At 41.4% G+C, this 21,908-nt stretch carries 21 protein-coding genes; 11 read left to right on the top strand and 10 right to left on the bottom strand.

Annotated features, from left to right (window positions below):
• Window positions 1–23 precede the first annotated feature (23 nt).
• Complete coding sequence (locus DSM08_RS02580; protein WP_149524674.1) at window positions 24–1,211, bottom strand: formimidoylglutamase; 1,188 nt, start codon at window positions 1,209–1,211, stop codon at window positions 24–26.
• Between the two features lie 241 nt (window positions 1,212–1,452).
• Here DSM08_RS02580 and DSM08_RS02575 point away from each other — a divergent pair, with 241 nt between their 5' ends.
• Both DSM08_RS02575 and DSM08_RS02570 read left to right on the top strand, forming a co-directional pair.
• Window positions 1,453–2,427 carry an NAD-dependent epimerase/dehydratase family protein gene (locus DSM08_RS02575; RefSeq protein ID WP_149527624.1) on the top strand — a complete coding sequence of 325 codons (975 nt, stop codon included), beginning with the start codon at window positions 1,453–1,455 and terminating at the stop codon, window positions 2,425–2,427.
• 15 nt (window positions 2,428–2,442) lie between these two features.
• Window positions 2,443–3,738, top strand: a complete 1,296-nt coding sequence (locus DSM08_RS02570; protein WP_149524673.1) for an HAD-IB family phosphatase — start codon at window positions 2,443–2,445, stop codon at window positions 3,736–3,738.
• 415 nt (window positions 3,739–4,153) lie between these two features.
• Here DSM08_RS02570 and DSM08_RS02565 read toward each other — a convergent pair whose 3' ends face one another.
• The 7 genes from DSM08_RS02565 to DSM08_RS02535 form a co-directional block, all read right to left on the bottom strand.
• Window positions 4,154–4,729: a 5-formyltetrahydrofolate cyclo-ligase gene (locus DSM08_RS02565; RefSeq protein WP_149524672.1), complete on the bottom strand. Its 576-nt coding sequence runs from the start codon at window positions 4,727–4,729 to the stop codon at window positions 4,154–4,156.
• A gap of 68 nt (window positions 4,730–4,797) precedes the next feature.
• Window positions 4,798–5,358, bottom strand: coding sequence for an elongation factor P (gene efp / locus DSM08_RS02560; protein ID WP_149524671.1), 561 nt, complete (start codon window positions 5,356–5,358; stop codon window positions 4,798–4,800).
• Window positions 5,359–5,408: 50 nt separating this feature from the next.
• A complete protein-coding gene (locus DSM08_RS02555) occupies window positions 5,409–6,029 on the bottom strand; it encodes an ABC transporter ATP-binding protein (RefSeq protein WP_149524670.1) in 621 nt (206 codons plus the stop codon).
• A gap of 18 nt (window positions 6,030–6,047) precedes the next feature.
• Window positions 6,048–6,842 carry an acyl-ACP--UDP-N-acetylglucosamine O-acyltransferase gene (gene lpxA / locus DSM08_RS02550; RefSeq protein ID WP_149524669.1) on the bottom strand — a complete coding sequence of 265 codons (795 nt, stop codon included), beginning with the start codon at window positions 6,840–6,842 and terminating at the stop codon, window positions 6,048–6,050.
• A gap of 10 nt (window positions 6,843–6,852) precedes the next feature.
• Window positions 6,853–8,247, bottom strand: a complete 1,395-nt coding sequence (locus tag DSM08_RS02545; RefSeq protein ID WP_187773967.1) for a bifunctional UDP-3-O-[3-hydroxymyristoyl] N-acetylglucosamine deacetylase/3-hydroxyacyl-ACP dehydratase — start codon at window positions 8,245–8,247, stop codon at window positions 6,853–6,855.
• A 35-nt stretch (window positions 8,248–8,282) separates the two neighbouring features.
• Window positions 8,283–9,320, bottom strand: coding sequence for a UDP-3-O-(3-hydroxymyristoyl)glucosamine N-acyltransferase (lpxD, locus tag DSM08_RS02540; protein ID WP_149524667.1), 1,038 nt, complete (start codon window positions 9,318–9,320; stop codon window positions 8,283–8,285).
• A gap of 18 nt (window positions 9,321–9,338) precedes the next feature.
• The gene (locus DSM08_RS02535; RefSeq protein ID WP_394344161.1) at window positions 9,339–10,622 is read right to left on the bottom strand and encodes an HD domain-containing protein; all 1,284 of its coding nucleotides are present in this window, start codon (window positions 10,620–10,622) and stop codon (window positions 9,339–9,341) included.
• Window positions 10,623–11,032: 410 nt separating this feature from the next.
• On the opposite strand from DSM08_RS02535, the gene porX reads away from it, so the two are divergent.
• The 6 genes from porX to DSM08_RS02505 all read left to right on the top strand — a co-directional run bounded on the left by porX (window position 11,033) and on the right by DSM08_RS02505 (window position 16,402).
• Complete coding sequence (porX, locus tag DSM08_RS02530) at window positions 11,033–12,589, top strand: T9SS response regulator signal transducer PorX (RefSeq protein WP_149524666.1); 1,557 nt, start codon at window positions 11,033–11,035, stop codon at window positions 12,587–12,589.
• Window positions 12,590–12,611: 22 nt separating this feature from the next.
• Window positions 12,612–13,022, top strand: coding sequence for a tRNA (adenosine(37)-N6)-threonylcarbamoyltransferase complex ATPase subunit type 1 TsaE (gene tsaE, locus DSM08_RS02525; RefSeq protein WP_149524665.1), 411 nt, complete (start codon window positions 12,612–12,614; stop codon window positions 13,020–13,022).
• A gap of 62 nt (window positions 13,023–13,084) precedes the next feature.
• Complete coding sequence (locus DSM08_RS02520) at window positions 13,085–13,633, top strand: RNA polymerase sigma factor (protein WP_246172419.1); 549 nt, start codon at window positions 13,085–13,087, stop codon at window positions 13,631–13,633.
• Window positions 13,630–14,406: an anti-sigma factor gene (locus DSM08_RS02515; RefSeq protein WP_149524664.1), complete on the top strand. Its 777-nt coding sequence runs from the start codon at window positions 13,630–13,632 to the stop codon at window positions 14,404–14,406. The genes DSM08_RS02520 and DSM08_RS02515 overlap by 4 nt, the downstream gene beginning before the upstream one ends.
• A 3-nt stretch (window positions 14,407–14,409) precedes the next feature.
• On the top strand, window positions 14,410–15,213 hold the full coding sequence (locus DSM08_RS02510; protein ID WP_149524663.1) for an outer membrane beta-barrel protein: 804 nt from the start codon (window positions 14,410–14,412) through the stop codon (window positions 15,211–15,213).
• Window positions 15,214–15,337: 124 nt separating this feature from the next.
• A complete protein-coding gene (locus DSM08_RS02505) occupies window positions 15,338–16,402 on the top strand; it encodes an ABC transporter ATP-binding protein (RefSeq protein WP_246172417.1) in 1,065 nt (354 codons plus the stop codon).
• A gap of 13 nt (window positions 16,403–16,415) precedes the next feature.
• Here the strand turns inward: DSM08_RS02505 and DSM08_RS02500 are convergent, their stop codons facing one another.
• Window positions 16,416–17,282 carry an alpha/beta hydrolase gene (locus tag DSM08_RS02500; protein ID WP_149524661.1) on the bottom strand — a complete coding sequence of 289 codons (867 nt, stop codon included), beginning with the start codon at window positions 17,280–17,282 and terminating at the stop codon, window positions 16,416–16,418.
• A gap of 3 nt (window positions 17,283–17,285) precedes the next feature.
• Window positions 17,286–18,497, bottom strand: a complete 1,212-nt coding sequence (locus tag DSM08_RS02495; protein ID WP_149524660.1) for an alanine dehydrogenase — start codon at window positions 18,495–18,497, stop codon at window positions 17,286–17,288.
• Between the two features lie 132 nt (window positions 18,498–18,629).
• On the opposite strand from DSM08_RS02495, the gene DSM08_RS02490 reads away from it, so the two are divergent.
• From DSM08_RS02490 to ribH, 3 genes are all read left to right on the top strand, one after another.
• Window positions 18,630–20,564, top strand: coding sequence for a polysaccharide biosynthesis protein (locus DSM08_RS02490; RefSeq protein ID WP_149524659.1), 1,935 nt, complete (start codon window positions 18,630–18,632; stop codon window positions 20,562–20,564).
• Window positions 20,565–20,637: 73 nt separating this feature from the next.
• A complete protein-coding gene (locus DSM08_RS02485; RefSeq protein WP_149524658.1) occupies window positions 20,638–21,312 on the top strand; it encodes a tetratricopeptide repeat protein in 675 nt (224 codons plus the stop codon).
• A 69-nt stretch (window positions 21,313–21,381) separates the two neighbouring features.
• The gene (gene ribH, locus DSM08_RS02480; protein ID WP_149524657.1) at window positions 21,382–21,870 is read left to right on the top strand and encodes a 6,7-dimethyl-8-ribityllumazine synthase; all 489 of its coding nucleotides are present in this window, start codon (window positions 21,382–21,384) and stop codon (window positions 21,868–21,870) included.
• Window positions 21,871–21,908 lie beyond the last annotated feature (38 nt).

Genomic DNA, 21,908 nt, shown 5'->3' with positions numbered 1-21,908 from the left:
TCCCAATAATTAAAAAAAGAATTCTATTGTAGTTTCTGATGTGTTTTCCACCATAAATCAGGCATCTCACCTGCCACGGCCAACTGGTAATCCTCGTATCGACAAGGCACCAGATAGAACCTCTCATTTACGGATTTTGAACCGAAATAAGGCACCTGCATCCACCAACGATCCGATCTCTTGCTCTTCACGAATACTAACTCGTAATCTTCCGCTTCCAAAGTCGTACGATAGATCATGTAGTTTGATTTCGGATACATAGGCGCATCCTTCTTACGACTGTAATAACCATCCACAAAGCACCATATCATTTGCGATATCAACATTGCTGTTTGCCCCATAGGGTCAAAGCTCGGGTTGTATTCATAAAATCCTACCGACGAACACTTATCTGACATACCGGCATAACGCGCTAATTGGCAGGCCTCATCGCCGTACAGACCATTGGGTCCTGCATTCGCATTACCGCCTGCTTCCGATGCGCGGATAGCGCTAATATCGAAGCTGACCATATCTGCCGATCGGATGATTGGCTCCGCTTGGTCAAGCTTGCCGGAAAATGCACCAAGACGCAACGCGTTGAAGAAAAGTTTATCATACATATTGATAGACTCCTTGCTCACTAGATATGTCTGATATCCAATATTGCTAAGGTTAAACAGATAATCTGGCTGATGTAGTATGATATGGTTTAAGAAGGTATTTGAGTTTAATGACGTATTCTCACTATAATCCTGATCTAAATCAAACTTAGAGTCGATGATAGCGACTTCTACACGCTGTTCTAAGTTCTCATAAGCAGTGTATTGCGCATAGGTCAAATCATGGCCACCTCCAATTAAGATTGGCAAGATATCATGTTTGATCAATTCCTCCAACACAAGCTTCACCGCCACGTAAGTATCCTTGATGGTTGCTCCAGCTTTAATATTCCCTAGATCTACAATCTTCACCGTATAATCTCCCTGATATAGATCATAGAGATGTCTGCGGACCTGATTCGCTCCTTTCGCTGCTCCCTTGTTGTTCACCGCCGCTCGATCCTCTTCAATCCCAATGATGGCTATGTTCGGTTTTACATCCGCTTCAAAGATATCGGGAAAGCTGTCGGTATATTTTTCGATGATCTTTCCGAATTGAGAGTTGTAATAAGTCGTTTCTTCACCTAGATCGGCTAGGGAGATGGGGCTTAGAAAGTCTGCTAATGTCATATATTGCGCTGTTGCAGGAAGTTAAAACTATGGCTTCCGTGGATTTTAACAAAGATGCATTTTATAAATAAATATTGCTAAGAACATTTTTTCAACAAAAAGTTAGGAAGTCTTTTTGGATAGCTGCAAAGTGCTGGATAAAATATTTACTCAAAAGTAAGATGTACGGTCTAAAATGACTTGCATAGGACTTTTCAATAGGTTATCTTTGAATTCAGCAATTTTCAACAATAAGTTTAACGTGATTTTAGTTACAGGTGGTACAGGATTTTTAGGTTCAACAGTTTTAAAACACCTTATTGATAATGGCGAAAGTATCGTAGCGTTGAAAAGACCTACTTCTATCATTCCCGATCATTTAAAATCCTCTTCTTTAATACAATGGGTAGACGCGGATATCACTGATTATTTTGCGTTGAAAGAGATATTCCCGACCATTCAGCAAGTTTACCACTGCGCTGCTAAAATCTCCTACCATAAGGAGGATGTCACGGCGATGTTTCAAACGAATATCGAAGGCACCAAACACATCGTTAATCTTTCCCTGCTTTATCAGGCCCGCTTAGTCCACGTTAGCTCTATTGCTGCGTTAGGCACCAATAAGTTAGGACTTCCTATCAAGGAATCCGACAAGTGGGAATACAACAGAAAAATCTCGAACTATTCTCTAGCCAAATATGAGAGCGAAATGGAAGTGTGGCGAGGAATTGTTGAAGGCTTAGACGCTGTCATCGTTAATCCATCAATCATCATGGGCGTTGGCCCGGGAGAGAATGGATCTAGAACCATATTTGACATGGTAAAAAAGGGAAATAAAATCTATCCCTTAGGCAGCGTAGGCATTGTAGATGTAGATGATGTTGCCCAGATCATGATCAAGTTGATGAACTCGGATATTACGGGTGAGCGTTTCATCCTCAATGCAGAAAACATTAGTAATCAAGACTTGTTGAGCAAGATCAGCGACTACATGCAGAAACCTAGACCAAGTATTGCTGCGAGTCGTGTTGTTTTGTCGATGGCATGGCGCCTATCGAAAGTTGCATCTTTTCTCAATGGAAAGCGTCCTGCTTTGACCAAAGAGACTGCGAGGGCAGCCAATAAGAAACTAGAATACGACAATAGCAAGATTACAAAAGCCCTAGGCGTATCCTTCAAACCATTGGATAATACCTTGAAGGAAGTAATCGACACCTATTACACGAAAACAATCTAAACAGAATATAATAACGTGAAAAATTACTACATTATTGACTTCGACAGCACCTTTACCCAAGTCGAAGCATTAGACGAATTAGCACGAATTTCATTAGAAAATAACCCCAACCGCCAAGCCATTTATGAGGAAATCGAAAGATTTACGAATCTGGCGATGGAGGGGAAGATTTCATTTCGTGAAAGCCTTGCTGGCCGTGTTAAGCTTTTAGAAGCAAACCGTGATCACCTTGCCAAATTAATTGTCCACCTGAAGAAAAAGGTCTCGAAATCCTTTAGCCGGAACAAAGAGTTCTTCAAAGACAATGCAGATACTGCTTGGATTGTGTCTGGGGGGTTCAAAGAGTTTATTACGCCTGTAGTTATTCCTTATCACATCAAGAAAGAAAACATCTACGCTAACACGTTTAAATTTGATGAAGCGGGCAACATCATCGGATATGACGAAGCAAACCCCTTGTCAGATGAGGGCGGAAAAGTGAAACTATTAAAGCAATTGGAAATTCAAGGCCGAATCTTCGGTATTGGAGATGGTTACTCTGATTTTCAGTTAAAAGAATCCGGGTTAATTGAGAAGTTCTACGCATTTACGGAGAACATCGCTCGCCAATCGGTGACCGATAAAGCAGATCATATCGCGCCAAGCTTTGATGAATTCCTATATGTTAATGACCTTCCACGAGCAATATCCTATCCAAAGAACCGAATCCTTTGTCTTATCGTAGGTAATGTTCCGGAGATTGCTTCCCATATCTTAAAGCGCGACGGATTCTCCATCCGCGTTAAAGAAACTTTCGAAGAAAAATACACCAAAGATGTCGGCATGATTCTGTTAGGTTCGGATATCAGCATCACGGACGAGCAACTGAGTAGAGCCGACAAATTGAAGACTATCGGATACTTAGGCGATATCAAAGGCCGTGTGTCAAAGACGATCTGTAATGAAAAGGGAATTGTTGTCTTCGACGACAAAAAAGGAAAAAAACGCAATTCGGAGTTTATCCCACGCCGAATGGCCGATTTCATCAACCATGGTGATACCGATCAAAGCCGCAACTTCCCTAATATGCTGTTACCGAAGCTTACACGCGCGCACCGTCTATTACATATCCATAAGAATGTACCGGGCATCATGGCGCAGATCAACAATGTATATGCGGAGAATAACATCAACATATTCTCTCAATTCCTGATGACGCGTGGCGAAATAGGCTACGCAGTAACGGATATCGATGCCGCATATGATAAAAAGATGCTGAAGCAGCTGAAGCAGATCGATAATACTATCAAGTTCAGAATCCTCTACAAGTAAAAGATAAAGCTGCCCTTGAGGACAGCTTATATTTATCAAAAGAAAAAGGGCCATCCAATCGGAAGGCCTTTTCTTTAACTATTACAAGTTAGGATTATATGAATGAAATTCTCTTTTCAAATCTCCTCGTTCTTTACGAAAGAACGTGTCTAAAAAGCTTATGTTAACCTTGTGGCTAATTGATTTATCTATTAGCCGGTTATATGCTTGAATAAGCATCACAGGGAGTAAATAACGAAATTATGTTAATCATAGCTTTTTAGACAACGTCATTTCTATTATCTTAAAGATCTCTGATCTATCCCTCTTTCTGTGCTGCATAGCATGTATGCTAAATCGCATTAATACAATCAGAACGCCTACATATTGGCGAAATTGCAGAAAATGCTCTTTAATTTGAGATTTGTAGTCCGGATTAGCCTTCTAGATAAAAAGTTTTACCGGGAGTAAACAGCCGGGAGATTGCGACATCCCATTCATTGACGTCCTCAATCAACGGAACAGGTTCGAAATAGGATATTCCGAACTTCAATACATTGGGTCTACAATTTGCTAAGAAACGATCGTAGAAACCCTTTCCATAGCCCACTCGATTACCGTGCTGATCAACAACCAACAAGGGCGTCAGGACTGCATCGATAAGCTCCACAGCCACCTCCTCAGCATCGATAGGTTCTGGTATACCCCAAGAGTTGCTCAGCAGCTTGCCGTCCTTCTCTAAACGATAATGATGAAGCTGATGTGTTTCAAAATCTGACTTCGAAGTAACTAATGTTATTTCCGGGTATTGCTGCCAAATCCATTTAATGAATGGCCAGGTATTGAACTCCTTGAACTTCTCGATAGATAGATAAAGATGCAGATACCGAACTGCCGACCAATCATATTGCTGCAATTGCTCTAATAGCTGCTCATCCAACAAGGTCAATTGCTCTGCTGTTAAGCCATTGCGTCGTGCCTTATAGATTTCGCGTAGTTCTTGCTTCTTCATGTGTATCAAAAAAAACGGCCTTGCAGCTGAGCGCTAACAAGACCGAATAATCAACCTAAACCTAAATATTATTTTACACGTTCGATGTAATCACCAGTACGCGTATCAACTTTAACTTTATCACCTTGGTTAATAAACAAAGGCACATTGATCTCCACTCCTGTTTCCACAGTTGCTTTTTTCAACGCGTTTGTTGATGTATCACCTTTAACCGCAGGCTCTGTATAAGTAATCTCCAATTCAACGTTCTGAGGCGCTTGTGCCATGATAGGCTCGTCGCTCTCAAACGCAACGATTACATTCATACCTTCTTTCAAGAAACGTGCTGTGCTTCCGAAAAGCAATTTCGGGATATTGAACTGTTCGTAAGTCTCGTTGTCCATTACTACGAAAAAGTCTCCATCCTCATATAAATATTGGTAGTCGTTAGTCTCTACACGAGCAATCTCTACCTCTTCATCGGTTCTAAATCTGTATTCTACTAATTTACCGGTCTTCACATTGCGCATTCTAGCTTGATAGAACGCACGTAAGTTTCCTGGCGTACGGTGGATAAACTCCTCAACCGTTACTAATTCACCATTAAAACGTAGGACATTCCCACTCTTTACATCTGAAGCTTTTGCCATAGTCTATATTAATTATTGGTCACAAAAATATAAAAAGTAACCCAAATTGTCTATTTAAAATCCATTATTTCAAGATATTCGTTGCAGAAGGCATACTCATGTTCTTGATTGGAACCGATGATCAGCAGGCGGTCTTTTACGGTATCCTCTACTAAATCTAAATACCATGCCTCACCCACTTTATCCAGATTGCTCGTCGGCTCGTCCAAGAAAAGAATCTTACTATCGGAACAACAAGCCAAAACAAGCTTTACGCGTTGCTTCATCCCTGAGGAGAAATGACGAATCTCCTTTTGAAATACATTTTCACCAAATCCCAAGCATTCCTTAACGGCTTCTAATGAAAATCCATTCAGGAGCGGCTTAAATTGAAAATGAAAATCTATCAGTTCGCTAAGGGTAAATTCCTCAATCAATTCAACATAAGGCGCTGCAATAGCCGTATGTCGGTAGACTTCCTCAATCTCCACTTCCTTCCCGTCCTTTGGGTATCCTAGCGTTCCTTCACTCGGGGTCAATGCACCGGTCAGCACCTTAATCAAAGTAGACTTACCAGAACCATTGGGACCCAAAATAGCGTAGCGGTTTCCAAAAGAAAAGGTATAATCGATATGTCTAAAAATCCATTCTCGATTATACCTTCTACCAATATCTTGTAAAGTTATATTCAAATAATCACTTGCTTAAAGTTAAATACCCGATCTACCCTGTCCAAAACCTTTTACAACACCGCGGTTAGAAGCTCTGACGAAGCCAAGAATCTCATCTCTTAGTTCCGTTGCTTCAAATTCTGCCTCGACAATATCCAAAGCCTTACCTAAATTACTGTGTTGAACAAACAGCACACGGTAGATGTTCTGAATCTCATTAATTTGTTCATTGCTGTAGCCTCTTCTTCTTAGTCCAACCGAGTTGATACCGGCATAAGAAATAGGCTCGCGCGCTGCTTTAATATACGGAGGAACGTCCTTGCGCACAAGTGTACCACCTGTAACGAAGGCGTGCGATCCGATTTTACAAAACTGATGTACTGCCACCATCCCTGCAAGCACCACATAATCACCAACAGTGATATGGCCTGCTAAGGTACTCGAGTTAGAGAAGATACAGTTGTCGCCGATAAAACAATCGTGCGCAATATGGCTATATGCTTGAATCAAGCAGTTCTTTCCAATTACGGTTCTATAGCGATCTTTCGTACCGCGGTTGATAGTCACACATTCGCGAATCGTGGTATTATCACCAATTTCCGCTGTTGTGACCTCGCCTTCAAATTTTAGATCTTGCGGCTCACCGGAAATTACTGCCCCAGGAAATATCCGGCAGTTTTTACCAATGCGTGCACCATTCATGATGGTCACGTTGGAGCCAATCCACGTTCCCTCGCCAATTTCCACATCCTTGTGTATGGTGCTAAAGGGTTCAATGACTACATTCTGTGCTATTTTAGCTTCAGGATGTATGTATGATAAGGGTTGAATCATTTCTTTTTAATTATCCTTTTACCTTCACGATTTGAGCCATTAATTCAGCTTCACTCACCACTTTGTCTCCAACCATGCCGACACCCTTCATACGTGCAATACCACGACGAATAGGCTCTAACAATTCACAAGTGAAGATAACTGTATCACCCGGTACAACTTGGTTCTTGAATCTTGCGTTTTCAATCTTCAAGAATAGAGTCAACCAGTTTTCAGGATCAGGTACCGTATTTAAAACCAATATTCCTCCTGTTTGAGCCATCGCTTCAATTTGCAATACTCCAGGAAATAATGGTGCACCAGGGAAATGCCCCATAAATAAGTCCTCATTCATGGTTACATTCTTCAAACCAACAACGTGGGTTTCCGAAAGTTCCAAGATCTTATCAATCATCAAGAATGGTTGACGGTGAGGTAATATGTTCATGATCTGAACCGTATCGTACACCGGCGGCGTATTCGGGTCATAGACCTTCACATTCTTTTTGTTCTTTTCTCGCTTCATTTGCGCTTTAATACGTTTCGCAAAGGCTACGTTTGCCGCATGGCCTGGGCGTGCCGCCATGATATGCCCCTTGATAGGTTTGCCTACTAAAGCCAAATCACCGATCATATCCAATAGTTTATGACGGGCAGGTTCATTCTGATGTCGTAATGAGATGTTATTCAAAATTCCTTCTTGCGCAACTTCCACGCGCTTATGGAACAATACCTGAAGTTTCTCCAACTCATCTTCTTCTATTTCCTTGTCGACAATAACTATTGCATTAGATAAGTCCCCACCTTTAATCAGGTTCTGACTTACTAAAGCTTCTAATTCATGCAAGAAACAGAATGTGCGTGACGACGCAATTTCTTTGCTAAACTCATCGATGTTAGTGATGGAAGCGTGCTGACTTCCTAATACCGGCGAGTTGAAATCAATCATACAAGTAATGCGGTAGCCATCTACCGGCATCGCTACGATTTCCACTTTGTTCTCAGGATCGTTGTAATGGATATTATCCGTTACTTCGAAGAAATCTCTATCAGCATCCTGATCTTGGAAACCTACTTCTTGTATTTTATCTATGAAGATGGCAGCACTACCATCTAGAATTGGCACTTCAGGGCCATCAATTTCGATCAATACGTTATCCAACTGCAAACCCACAAGGGCAGCCATAAGGTGCTCGATAGTACTGACAGATGCGCCATTCTGAGAAATCGTTGTTCCTCTAGCCGTATTTGTCACATTATCAGCGTCAACATTTACAGTAGGTTCGCCATCTAAATCCACACGTTTAAATTTATACCAATGGTTCTCCGGTGCTGGTTTTAACGTCAGGTGCACTTGCTTACCCGTGTGCAACCCAACACCCGAAAATTCGATATCGGACTTAATGGTTCTTTGTTTAACGTTCATATCTATCATTATAGTTTTGCGTAATTCGGGTAAAGTTAGGTATTATTTTTCTCTTTTAATTGCTTCTCAAGCTCCGCTAAACGGCGTTCCATCTCCGGTAATTTGGAATATAGAACCTGCGAGCGTAGCTCATTATTATATGGAAATGCCGGGCTTCCCCCCCATTTCTTATTCTCATCTAAAATGGAACGGTTGATACCAGATTGCGCCTGCACTTGCGTTCCCTTGGCAATCGTAATATGGCCTACCACACCAACCTGTCCTCCTAAGACAACGTGTTCTCCGACCTTTGTGCTACCGGAAATTCCAGTTTGTGCTGCAATTACCGTATTTTTCCCGATTTCCACGTTGTGTGCGATTTGGATGAGGTTGTCCAATTTAACGCCCTGGCGGATAACGGTCGACCCCATTGTTGCGCGGTCAATCACCGTATTTGCTCCAATTTCAACGAAATCCTCAATAATAACATTCCCAATCTGCGGGATCTTATCATAGGTTCCGTCTTCTTTCGGCGCAAAACCGAAGCCGTCACTACCCACTACAGCACCCGCATGCACAATTACCGACTTTCCGATGATACAATCCTCATAGACCTTTGCTCCAGGAAATAAAACGGTATTGTCGCCGATCTGCACATTATCGCCAATATAAACTTGCGGATAAATCTTAACGCGATTACCCAATTTTACGTTCTTGCCGATGTAGGCAAAGGCGCCAATATAAGGGCTTTCGCCCATCTGCACAGTTTCGTGTATATGCACAGCTTCATCTATGCCATGACGCTCATTACGAAGTTCATGATACAATTTAAGCAGTTCGGTAAACGCCGAATAGGCGTTCTTTACACGAACTAATGTGGATTTCACAGGTTTTTGCAGGACAAGGTCTTCGTTAATAACGATAATACCAGCTTCGATCTCATAAATAAAATGCTCGTATTTTGGATTGGCCAAAAAGGTTAGGCTCGATGAATTAGACTCTTCGATTTTGGAAAGACTATCTACCAACACGGCAGGATTCCCTTCCACTGTTCCTTTCAGTAATGTTGCTATCTGTTCAGCGGTGAATTGCATTCGGTAATTATATGTATTTTAACAATCTTCGAGCATCTCGACATTAACATACCCAATTTCCTTTGGATAGGTCACAGCATATTTTTCTACACGTTTCGCCAACGCTTCAATATTGGATAAATCAGATGCTTCGGCTATATCACATAGGCGACCATTCTTCTCCAACACACGAATGCTGTTTATCGAGGTGTCATAGGCACTATTGCCTACTACCTGCTCATATAAAAAATAGCCCAAATCTTTTTCCTCGACATCAAACGTTTTCAGAACCCTTTCCTTTATTTCTTCCAGATATTCGGCAGAAAAAGGCGTTTTGCTCATTTCTGTTCGGAACAGTTCACGATGAACGATTTTTGAACATAACAAGCTTAGAATCGGATCTTCGTGGCTTGCCCAGATTTTGATTGCCGACATAATATCGGTATCATCCAAACGCGTAAACCAGGACAAATGCGACTCATCCTCTAGGAAGGTTTCCTTGTTGATTTGATTCTTCAGGAAATGAGCTAGTGCTGGCGTAGCAAATAAGCTAACACCTTGATTACTCAATTCTTTTGCTCGGGCCAAGGCTTTGATCATCATCTGCTCGGCGGTAATCACCGTCTTATGCAGATAAACTTGCCAATACATCAGCCTCCGCGCAATCAAGAACTTCTCTACCGAGTAGATCCCTTTGCTCTCGACTACCAATTCATTGTCCTTCACGTTCAACATCTTGATAATACGATCAAAGGAAATCACCCCCTCAGATACACCGGTAAAAAAGCTATCTCTATTTAAATAATCCATCCGATCGGTATCCAGTTGCCCAGACACCAACTGATGTAAGAACTTACGGTGGTATTTATTGTTAAATATGGTAATCGCCAGGTTTAATCGCCCGTCAAATTCCGTATTTAACTTATCCATCAGCAAAGCTGAAATGATTTCATGTGAAACACCTTCCACTAAGGTGTGCTCCAACGAATGAGAAAATGGACCGTGGCCCACATCATGCAACAAAATAGCCGCTAAAGCTGCTTCCTCCTCTTCCTCCGAAATCTCTACCTCCTTACCCCGAAGCGTTTCGATTGCTAAGCCCATCAAATGCATCGCCCCGATAACATGCTGAAAACGCGTATGCAATGCCCCCGGATAAACCAAATGGGTCATGCTTACCTGTTTTATGTAGCGTAGACGCTGTAAAAATGGATGCTGGATGATATCGTAAATGAAACCCGACGGAATTGTTACAAATCCGTAAACTGGGTCATTTATTATTTTCTTCTTATTCAACTGACTAATAACTAGCACTTTACACAACCTAGTTTTGACATCAAACCATCTAATACTAGGCTAAGATACGTGCAAAGATACATAGATGATACTTAATTAATGTTAAAAAAAGCGCAAAAAAGACAGTTTAAAGACCTTTTCCCCCATATGGGGTAAAGATAATGCTTAAAATCAAGAGAATATCAGGCTTATGGTAGTGGAAACCCGACAATTCTACAAAAACACAAACGGTTGTATTAACTAGAATTTCAAAAAAGAAAACTATTATTCCCTGAGATTTAAATTACTAATTAAAAACAGTCAAATATTATCAGGCTTGTTCGAATGGGCCTTCCAAATCAAGCAATTAAACAGCAACGTGAATGTTAAGCAAGGTTAATATTCCGTTGTCACAAAGAAAAAAGACGTAAATTAGCAAGTATATTCAGTGAAATTCCATGCAAAAAACACATATACTTTGGGCTGATGATGAAATTGAGTTCTTAAAACCTCATATTTTATTGTTGGAACAAAAAGACTATAAGGTCAAAACCGTAAACAATGGTGCCGATGCTGTTGAAGCATTCAAAAGCGAACCCTTCGACTTAGTATTTCTAGATGAAAATATGCCGGGATTAACGGGCCTGGAAACATTGAACATTTTAAAGTCCATCAACCCTTCTATCCCTACTGTACTGGTAACGAAAAACGAAGAAGAGCACCTGATGGAGGATGCTATCGGCGCAAAAATCGACGATTACCTGATCAAGCCGGTCAATCCGAAGCAAATCCTTCTGACGATCAAAAAGTTCACCGAAAATAGACGATTGGTGAGCGAACGAACTTCAATGGCCTATCAGCAGGACTTCCGCCAACTCGGAATGCGAATGAACGATGATCTGAACCACGAAGAATGGGTGGAAGCCTATAAAAAACTCCTTTATTGGGAATTATCTTTGGAGAAACTTGAAGATGCGGGCATGCATGAAATCTTGACCATGCAGAAGTCTGAAGCCAACTTGTTGTTCTCCAAATTTATTGAGAAAAACTACCTCAACTGGATGAAAAACCCAGAAGAAGCACCTATTTTATCACATCAGCTTTTTAAGAAGAAGGTTTTCCCAAAAATGGAAGCCGATAAGCCCACCTTCTTTTTCCTGATCGACAACTTACGTTATGACCAATGGAAGGTCATCAATGAGGTAATCTCTGATTATTACCGCGTGGAAGAGGAAGATAGCTATTACAGTATACTTCCTACCGCAACACAATACGCTCGGAACGCTATATTCTCAGGCTTAACGCCACTGGAAATGGAGAAACGCTTCCCAAAAGAATGGCAGAATGACGACGATGAAGGTGGCAAGAACCTCTACGAAGATGTTTTCCTAGCCGATCAAGTAAAACGAATCTATCGCCGCGATATCAAGCATAGCTATACCAAGGTTATTACGCTTGAACAAGGAAGGGATGTATTAGAAAACATCAATAAGCATATGCAGATCGACTTAAATGTGTTTGTTTACAATTTTGTCGATATGCTTTCTCACGCCCGCACCGATATGGCCATGATCCGCGAACTTGCTAATGACGAAGCGGCCTACCGCTCATTGACACTTTCCTGGTTCGAACACTCTCCCTTATTAGAGGTACTAAAATGGTTATCGCAGAAAAATGTTCGCGTCATTATTACGACCGACCACGGTACCATTCGCGTCCGTAAACCAAGTAAAATCATCGGCGACAGAAACACCAATACCAACCTACGCTATAAACAGGGCAAAAACCTCAACTTTATAGACAAGGATGTATTTATTATTAAAAACCCATTAGAAGCACAATTACCACGTTTAAACGTGAGCTCAGCTTTTGTATTCGCAAAAGAAGACACCTATTTTGTCTATCCTAACAATTATAATCACTTCGTCAATCACTTTAGCGGTACATTCCAACATGGGGGCATATCGCTGGAAGAGATGATTATCCCATTTATAACATATACCCCAAAACAATAGTATATATTCGCTAATTTTGGGCATGGAATACTTGGTAAACTCAACGGATGACCTGACTGCTGCTGCGCAGTGGTTATTACAACAAAAACCGGATGCGAAGATCTTTCTTTTTAACGGTGCGATGGGTGCTGGAAAAACCACCTTTATCAAAGCTATTTGTGAGGTATTAGATGTTGAGGATAGTACCTCGAGTCCTACCTTTTCCATTGTCAATGAATATGCTACTGCCGCTGGTCCTATTTATCATTTTGATTTCTACCGATTGAAGGATGAACAGGAAGCCTACGATTTGGGCTATGAGGAGTATTTCTATTCGGGGGCATACTGTTTTATCGAATGGCCGGAGAAAATCCCAAACATTCTCCCTGATGACGCTGTGAATATTGAAATAGAAATCATTGATACTCAAAGCCGAAAGATAAAAATCAAATAATTTTCTTTTCTGTTGCAACCCTTTTGCTAGGGACGGCGTCTTTATAATAAACCGAACATCAATTGGAGCCAGAGAGAATTATACATATTTGGGATCGTTGCAAGCTTAACGATCGAAAAGCGCAGGCTGAGCTGTATCAGCACTTCGCTCCCAAAATGTACGCTATCTGCCTTCGTTATGCTCGGGATTCCTTTGAAGCTGAGGACATGCTTCAACAGGGATTTATTAAGGTGTTTACAAAAAGTGCACTTTTTGAAGGCACAGGCGTTCTTGAAGGTTGGATCCGTAGAATCATGGTCAATACTGCAATTGAAACTTATAGAAGGAACAAAATGAGTTTTGTTTCTACAGAAGAGGTTTACGGAGCGGATTTGGTCGAGCATTCCACGCTACAGCTCAACAATTTGGATTATAAAGACCTCTTAAAATTGATTAAAGAGCTACCATTAGGTTATAAAACAGTATTTAACCTATATGCGATAGAGGGCTATAACCATAGGGAGATTGCGGATATGCTTCAGATTTCGGAAGGCAATTCCAAATCTCAACTATCGCGAGCGAGGCAATGGCTTCGAGAACGAATTATAAAAATGGAGGAACTAGGCATATGAAAGATCAAGAATTAGACGACTTGTTTGCCAAGAACTTAAGGAATGCTGAGGCGAAGCCCCCTGCAGGGCTATGGGATAAAATTGCTTCGGAACTACCGACTGAGGAGCCTGTAGAGACAAAGCCAATTGTATTATGGCGCTATTTCGCCGCTGCCGCAGCCATCATGTTATTCTTCGGTGTGGGTATTTACATCTACCGTTCGAAAGATGCATTACCACAACCCGCTGAGCATCGACAAATTGCGAAGGCACCGGAACTGTCCTATCCGAAGACAGAGGAATTTGTTGAAACAAAAGAAGTGGAAAGCCAGAATTACCCTGTTGTTCCACAAGAAACTTCTCCCATTTCTATCGAAGGAAAAAAAACAAGTAGGTTGGTAGCCAAAAAACAGGAGTCGACAGCTACTGTGCAAGTAAAAGAACAAGGACAAAAAGTTTATACCGCTATCGAAAAGGAACAGGTAGAACCCATTGAAGTGATGAAAAACAGCGTGGAGTTGCCCGAATTAAAAGCGATGGATAATGAAATACAGCTAAGCCATCGTGAGGTCGCACCTATACAGCCGCTGGTGAACATCATAGAAAATGAAGAAGTAATGTATGCGCAAAAAGCGAATACCGATAAAAAACCAAAACAAAGTATATTAACAAAAGTATTGAACGGTATTGCCGATAACATCAATATCGGTGGTGGCGACGTATCGTTCAGCAACGATGAAGAAGGAAACATTCGAATAGATTTAACAAAAAGTTTAGCAAGAAATAGAAGATAAGTTATGAGACCGAGAATTACCCTAGTATTTGCAGCAGTTTTATGCTTAGGATTGCAATTTACGCAAGCGCAAATCAAAATTAGCAAAGAGGCAAAAACAGACTCTACGGAACGAAAGGTGCGCGCAGAGATTGATATTAACGTGGGCAAAGACGACAAAGACGATGAGAAGAAAATAACTTATCCACGTACCTTTGGCGGGATCACATTCTCTCGCGTCGACTGGGGTTTCTCCAGATTAGTAGATAATGGCAGCTTTACCCTATCCGAAGGAAATAAGAATTTAGACTATAAGAAAGCATCGAACTTTGGTTTTGATGTCGCACAATTCGGCGTCCGTTTCAGCGATGTCTTTAAGGTGTACGCATCTGCAGGTTTCGAGTGGAACTATCTTCGCTTAGAAAATGATGTGCTTTTGCTGAAAGATGTGACTCCCTTAGAATTTGCTGACCTTGACCCTAATTCTAAATACAAAAAGAACGTTTTTACATCCACTTACCTTCGACTGCCTTTGAGCTTCGAGTTGAGAAGCCATAAGTTGAACAATGGCAAACGCTTGAAATTCGCTTTCGGCGCGATGACAGGTGTATTGTTGAAGGGTACACAGCGCTTGAAAAGTGAGGAGTTTGGAAAACAGAAATACAAAGACACCTATAACTTAGCGACATTCCAATACGGGGGCTTTGCACGAATAGGTTATGACAACTTTGGCTTATTTACCAAATATTATATCAACGATATGTTCGAGAAAAGCCCGGCGCAAGAAGGCGTCAGAAACCTTACATTCGGTTTAACACTGGGTTTTTAATAGTAATTACAGATTGTAAAATGTATTTTTGTGTCGGGTTGAAAAGCCCGACATTTCTTTTTTTGAATTGTCTGTTTTCCATGAACAACAAGGAATTCTTTTTTGCTGCTGTTTCAATGGAAACATGAAAGTTTTATTTATGAGTCAGAAAACATCTTCTTGTCAATACATATTCTCCGATGTACAGCAACCTAATCTACCCTTAATTCATGGGAAAGACCTGTCCTGTATTTTTGAAGGCACGCAGCGCGTCGTTGCCGTCAATGAGGTAAATTTTGGTATTGAGGAGGGGAAGATTACTGCCATTATCGGTGAATCGGGAAGTGGAAAAAGTACGCTTCTGCGTTTAATCTATGGTTTGGCAGAACCTGCTACCGGCGAAGTACGCTATAGAGGATGGCTGGTTCCGACAAGAAAAGATAAGCTTATTCCTGGACATGATGCGATGAAACTGGTGTCGCAGGGATTTGATGACCTCAACCTGTATGCGAAGGTTTGGGATAATGTGGCGTCCCAACTTCCAAATACCGACCTGGACAGGAAACGTAATAAGACCCAAGAAGTGCTGGCGAAGTTGCGGATGGACCACTTGGCGCAGAAAAGAGTAGCCGACCTAAGCGGCGGTGAGAAGCAAAGGGTGGCTATTTGTCGCGCTTTAATCAATGATCCGGAGGTTTTGTTGATGGACGAGCCTTTCAACCAAGTCGACGCTGCTTTCCGCGACGATCTTCAACAGGATATTCAACAAATCGTAAAGGATACTGGATTAACGGTAGTACTTGTATCTCATGACCCGGCAGAAGTCTTGGCGATGGCGGATTACCTGATCGTCATGAAAAACGGGCTTATCGTAGACCAAGGCAATCCAACGGAACTGTATTATCATCCGCAGAATCCCTATACCGCAAGATTGCTCGCTAAAAGCAATGTATTAACAGCAGAACAGGCTTCAAAGTTAGCTATTGATGCTAAAGGATTGATTGCCATTCATCAAGAGGCTATTCAGTTTGAAGAGGCTAGCGAAGGAAAATATTGGGTAAAAGACAGCAAATTCAGAGGGATGTTTACCGAATTGATTATTGGAAACGATGACCTGACTTTGCATGCTGTTCAGTTCCCGGCAAAAGCGACCAAAAAAAATACGAGAATTAATATTCTCGTATCTTATGTTCATCACTTCGAGTCTTAAGCTCGATGCTATTTTAGAATTTCTTTACTTTTTCGACCCATTGAATCATCGCATCAAACCAATCGCGAGCGTCGGTCTTATTGACTAAACCAAAGCCATGTCCACCCTCTTCATAGGTAAAGATCATGTTTTCGACTCTATTCATCTTTAAAGCTTTCTGATAGCGGTAGCTATTCTCGATTGGCACGCCTTTATCATCCTTTGCACTCATCAAGAAGGTCGGTTGCGAGTTCTCGTCGACTTGCTTCTCTAACGAAAACAGCTCGACATCCTCCGCCTTGAAATCAGGACCAATGAGGTTATTTTTTGAACCCTTATGTGTGATAGCATCGTCCATACTAATTACGGGATAACATAACACCGAGAAGTCAGGGCGTAGGTTGGTATCTTTCAGTTCTTCGGTTTGCGGTCTATTGTATAAGGTGCTTAGTGATCCTGCCAGATGTCCTCCAGCCGAGAAACCCAACACGACCACACGCTTGCCCGGGTTTTCTTTCCTTACCGTTCTTAAAGCGTATTGAGCGTCCTGCAAGGGTCCGAAACGCTTGTCTTTCATCGTTTCGACCTTAGGCAAACGATATTCCAACACATAAGCATTGTAGCCTAAATCATTTAAACGATTGGCCACATCATGTCCTTCATGGTTCATCGCTACTCCCGCATAGCCACCCCCGGGGATGACCAAGAATGCCAAATCCTTACTGTTCTGCGCAGCGGGATGTACATAAAGCTTTGGAATTTCTTTATCCGTCCATTCAGCGGTCGGCTTTGTGGCTCCCGGAATCTGATTTCCGGAATACAAGGGTCTCATTTCGCCTTTATCCTGGGCGAACGCAGCACTAGATAGCATAATGGATAATACAAAAAATAAATTTTTCATGGTTTATAGGTTGGCCATAACGATCAGATCAAGATCTTTGCATGGCAGGTTGAATTTCTCGCTCATATCCTTGTTACACAGGTTCCCGTGATATAGATAGATTGCACTGCGAATCCCTTGATTCGCCCATATCATGGCGTTCATACCTCCGGATTCACCAATCTCCAGTAGAATCGGGGTAAAGATATTGGTTAAGGCATAGGTCGCGGTACGAGCTACTCTGGACGCGATATTGGGCACACAATAGTGAATGACATCGTACTTTTTGAATACCGGTTTATCGTGGTTGGTAACTTCCGAGGTTTCAAAACAACCGCCTTGATCGATGCTCACGTCGATAAGCACGGAATTAGGCTTCATCTTCGATACGGTATCTTCTGAAATCAGACAAGGAGTTCTTCCGTTCTTAGCGCGAACCGCGCCAATAACAACATCTGAGGTAAGAACGGCTTTATTAAGGATGATAGGCTGAATAACAGAAGTGAATACACGGCTGCCGACGTTACTCTGCAAACGCCTAAGTCGATAGATAGAACTATCGAATACTTTGACTTGAGCACCTAAGGCAATAGCAGTTCGTGCTGCGAATTCACCTACTGTGCCTGCGCCGATGATCACCATCTCGGTAGGTGGAACACCTGTTACACCGCCTAGCATGAGGCCTTTCCCGTCAAAAACATTACTTAAGTATTCTGCGGCAATCAATACCGAAGTAGCACCTACAATTTCACTCATGGCACGTACGACAGAAAGATGTCCGCCCTCGTCCTGTAAGTATTCGTAGGAAAGTGCCGTTATCTGTTTTTTCATTAAGGCTTTGAGAATTTCAATCCCCATGAGCGAAGGCTGCTGTGAGCTAAAGAGAACCTGCCGGTTTCTCATCAGTTCGACTTCCTTCAATGTAGGGCTTGATATTTTGATGATAATATCCGCTTTGAAGACTTCCTTAGCGTCGTAGACAATCTGTGCGCCTTGCTCACTATAATGATGGTCGAGGAAGTTAGATTTGTTACCTGCACCGCTTTCCAAAATGATTTCATGTCCGTTCTCGACCAATAAGCCGACGGACAGTGGAGTTAGCGCAATTCTATTTTCTTGAAAAGATGTTTCTTTGGGTATTCCTATGGTCAATCGTCCCTTTTTCTTTCCCGTTTTCAGCATGGCTTCTTGAGGTTGTAACACACCCTGCTGAGCAATCTTCGACACGTTTATCATTTAAAACTTAATATGTTAACCTAAAAATACGTAATATTCTTTCAATTAAACACGCTTTTAAGATTATATTTACTAAAAAATAGGAAGTTCAGAAGTTAAAATAATCGTAAGTTTGCATTCTAACCTATCACAATGAAGCTCTTTAGACCATTGAATCATATCAGGATTGTTCCAAGATGGATTATTTTCATGTTTGATATCGCAGTTTCGGCGATTGCTTTTCTCTTTGCATTCATTTTGTACCATAATTTTAAGCTCGAAGCCTTTTCAAGAGTAGATTTTGCGACATCTTTTCTGTTCTGCATTAGCTTAACTGCGGTTTCATTTTTTGTTTTCAGACTATACAGCGGTATAGTTCGTTACACTTCAGCGGTAGATTCGATTCGAATTTTATCGACCATCGTGTTTACTTCGATTATTATGTTCTTGGTGAAGTTGGTCTTCATTGCATTTGATATTCATCTGTCGGTACCGACCAACCTAATCATTATCTATTCTTTGTTTGCATTTACAGGGCTGACAACCTACAGAACCTGTATCAAGATATTTTTTCAATATACCAAGTCGGCTCGCAATGGTCGCAAAAACGCAGCAGTATATGGCGCTGGTGATTTGGGGATCGCCGTAAAACGTACGTTCGAGCATGATTTCCGTTCCGACAAGACCATTGTCGCCTATATTGATGACAATGAAGCGAAAATCGGTAAATCCATCGATGGTCTTAAGATTTTTGCTTCTAAAGACTTCCAACGCATTATCGACAAATATGGTATCGACGAATTGATTATTGCCTCATCGCGAATTGATATCGACACCAAGAATGCGATTATCGATCAGGCTCTCGAGCATAACGTCAATGTATTGACATTGCCACCGGTCAATAAGATTATGAATGGTGATCTCTCACCAAGTCAAATCAAAAAGATTAAGATTGAAGACTTGTTAGAACGTGCTCCTATTCAGATTTCTAATGAAAAATTGTTAGATCAACTACGTGGCAAGCGTGTATTAGTGACAGGTGCTGCGGGTTCCATTGGTAGCGAAATATCAAAGCAACTAGGCCGTTACGAACCACAAATGATTATCCTCTGTGATCAAGCTGAGTCTCCGCTACACAACCTTCAACTCGACCTTCAGGATCAGTTTAAAAATCAAATATATCATACCTATATTGCTGATATCCGCAATGAGGAAAGAATGCGCGAGCTGTTCCAAACGTTCAAACCGCATTTTGTGTACCACGCTGCGGCTTATAAGCATGTTCCGATGATGGAGAACCACCCTAGCGAGGGTGTTAAAACCAACGTATTCGGCACATATCTATTAGCAAATCTTGCTGTTGAATTCGAGGTTGGCAAGTTTGTTTTCGTATCTACGGATAAAGCTGTGAATCCGACGAATGTGATGGGTGCAACCAAAAGAATTGCTGAAAAGTATGTGCAAACCCTGAACAATTACCTATTTAACTTAAATGACGGTAAGGGGACCAAGTTTATTACTACTCGTTTCGGGAATGTATTAGGTTCAAACGGTTCAGTAATCCCTCGTTTTAAAGACCAAATCGAAAAGGGTGGCCCAGTGACGGTAACCCACCCTGATATCACACGTTATTTCATGACCATTCCAGAAGCCTGTCAACTCGTTCTTGAAGCTGGCAACATGGGTAATGGTGGCGAGATCTTCGTATTTGATATGGGTAAATCAGTAAAAATCGTCGACTTGGCGAAGAAGATGATAAAATTATCAGGACATACGCCATTTAAGGATATTGAAATCAAATTTACAGGCCTACGTCCTGGCGAGAAACTTTATGAGGAGTTGCTCAACGACTTAGAAAACACAGTTTCAACGCACCATGAAAAGATCATGATTGCTAAAGTAAGGGAGAATGATTTCGAACTTGTAAAAACGGAGATAGCCAACCTTTCCAAAGCACTTAACATGCATAACAACATGAACATTGTAAGGCAGATGAAGGTTATTGTACCGGAGTTCAAGAGTCAAAACTCTATTTATGAGCAATTGGACAAAGAAACTGTCGAAGCAGCTAACTCGCAAACCACTTAATTATTTTCGGGAAATTATTGCAAGTATTCTATAAAAGTGTATTTTTGCGTTCCGTAATCTATTCAAACTAAGAATGTCACAAAATAAACAAAACGTTTCTTCAACGACTACTAGCGGTTCGAAGAAATCTTTTTTTCAAGAAAACGAAAGGAGCATCATCTTTATCGTTGTTGGTGTTATCGTATTGATTTTATTATACATCGGCTATCAAAAACTATATCTAGCACCTAGAGCAGAGAAAGCAGCAGCTGAAATGTACCAAGCGGAGCAGTACGCTACCGTTGATTCATTGCAGAAGAAAGCTATCGAAGGCGACGGTTCTTTCGCAGGTTTCAAAGAGATTGCGGACGAATACAGCAATACAAAATCAGCAAACATCGCTAATGCATATTTAGGTGGTCTATACCTTCGCCAAAAGAACTTCAAGGAAGCAATCAAATATCTAGAGCAATACTCCGAGACTGGAAGCGCAATCCTTGACCCTTTAGTAATCGGTCTATTAGGCGATGCGTATTCTGAAGAGAAGATTTATGATAAAGCTGCAAACTTCTATAAGAAAGCTGCGGAGAAATCATCAAATACATTTACTACTCCGGTATTCTTGAAGAAGTTAGGATTAGTATATGAAGAGCTTCAAGACTACAAAAATGCTGAAGCTACTTATGAGAAGATTCGCAATGATTTCCCTGAGAGCGCAGAAGCGACAACGATCGACAGCTTTATCGCTAGAGTACAAGCGAAACAGTAATTATAAAATTTTAGTAACTTTGAGGGCCCCCAACAGGTGGCCCTTTTTTATAGGATAACATTTTTTATTATGTCAAGCAGTTTAAAAAACCTTTCAGATTTTTCCCATATCGAAGTTGGCAGTGCCGAGAACTTAAAGTTCGCAATTGTGGTATCCCAGTGGAATGCACAGATTACTGGCGCATTGTTGAACGGAGCATACAAAGGTTTATTGGATCACGGCGCAAAGGAAGAAAATATCGAGCTGATTGAGGTTCCGGGAAGTTACGAATTGATCGCAGGAAGTGATATTGCTCTTCGAAATAAAAATCTAGACGCAGTTATTGCATTAGGCTGTGTAATTCAGGGCGAGACAAGACATTTTGATTTTATCTGCCAAGCTGTCGGTACTGAGCTTGCACAAGTAGGTTTAAAACACAGTAAACCTGTTATTTTCGGCGTTTTAACGACCGACAACCTACAACAAGCGATCGACCGCGCAGGAGGAAAACATGGCAATAAGGGAGAAGAAGCCGCTATCACAGCCATTCAAATGGGCTTAATCCATCAGAGCCATTAGTGGTATTGTTTTTGATTAACTAGTGTTATGAAGCGTTA

Source organism: Sphingobacterium hotanense (assembly GCF_008274825.1).
Classification (GTDB): Bacteria; Bacteroidota; Bacteroidia; order Sphingobacteriales; family Sphingobacteriaceae; genus Sphingobacterium; species Sphingobacterium hotanense.
The sequence above is the reverse complement of the archived record's forward strand: the minus strand, read 5'-3'. Positions and strand labels throughout refer to the sequence as shown.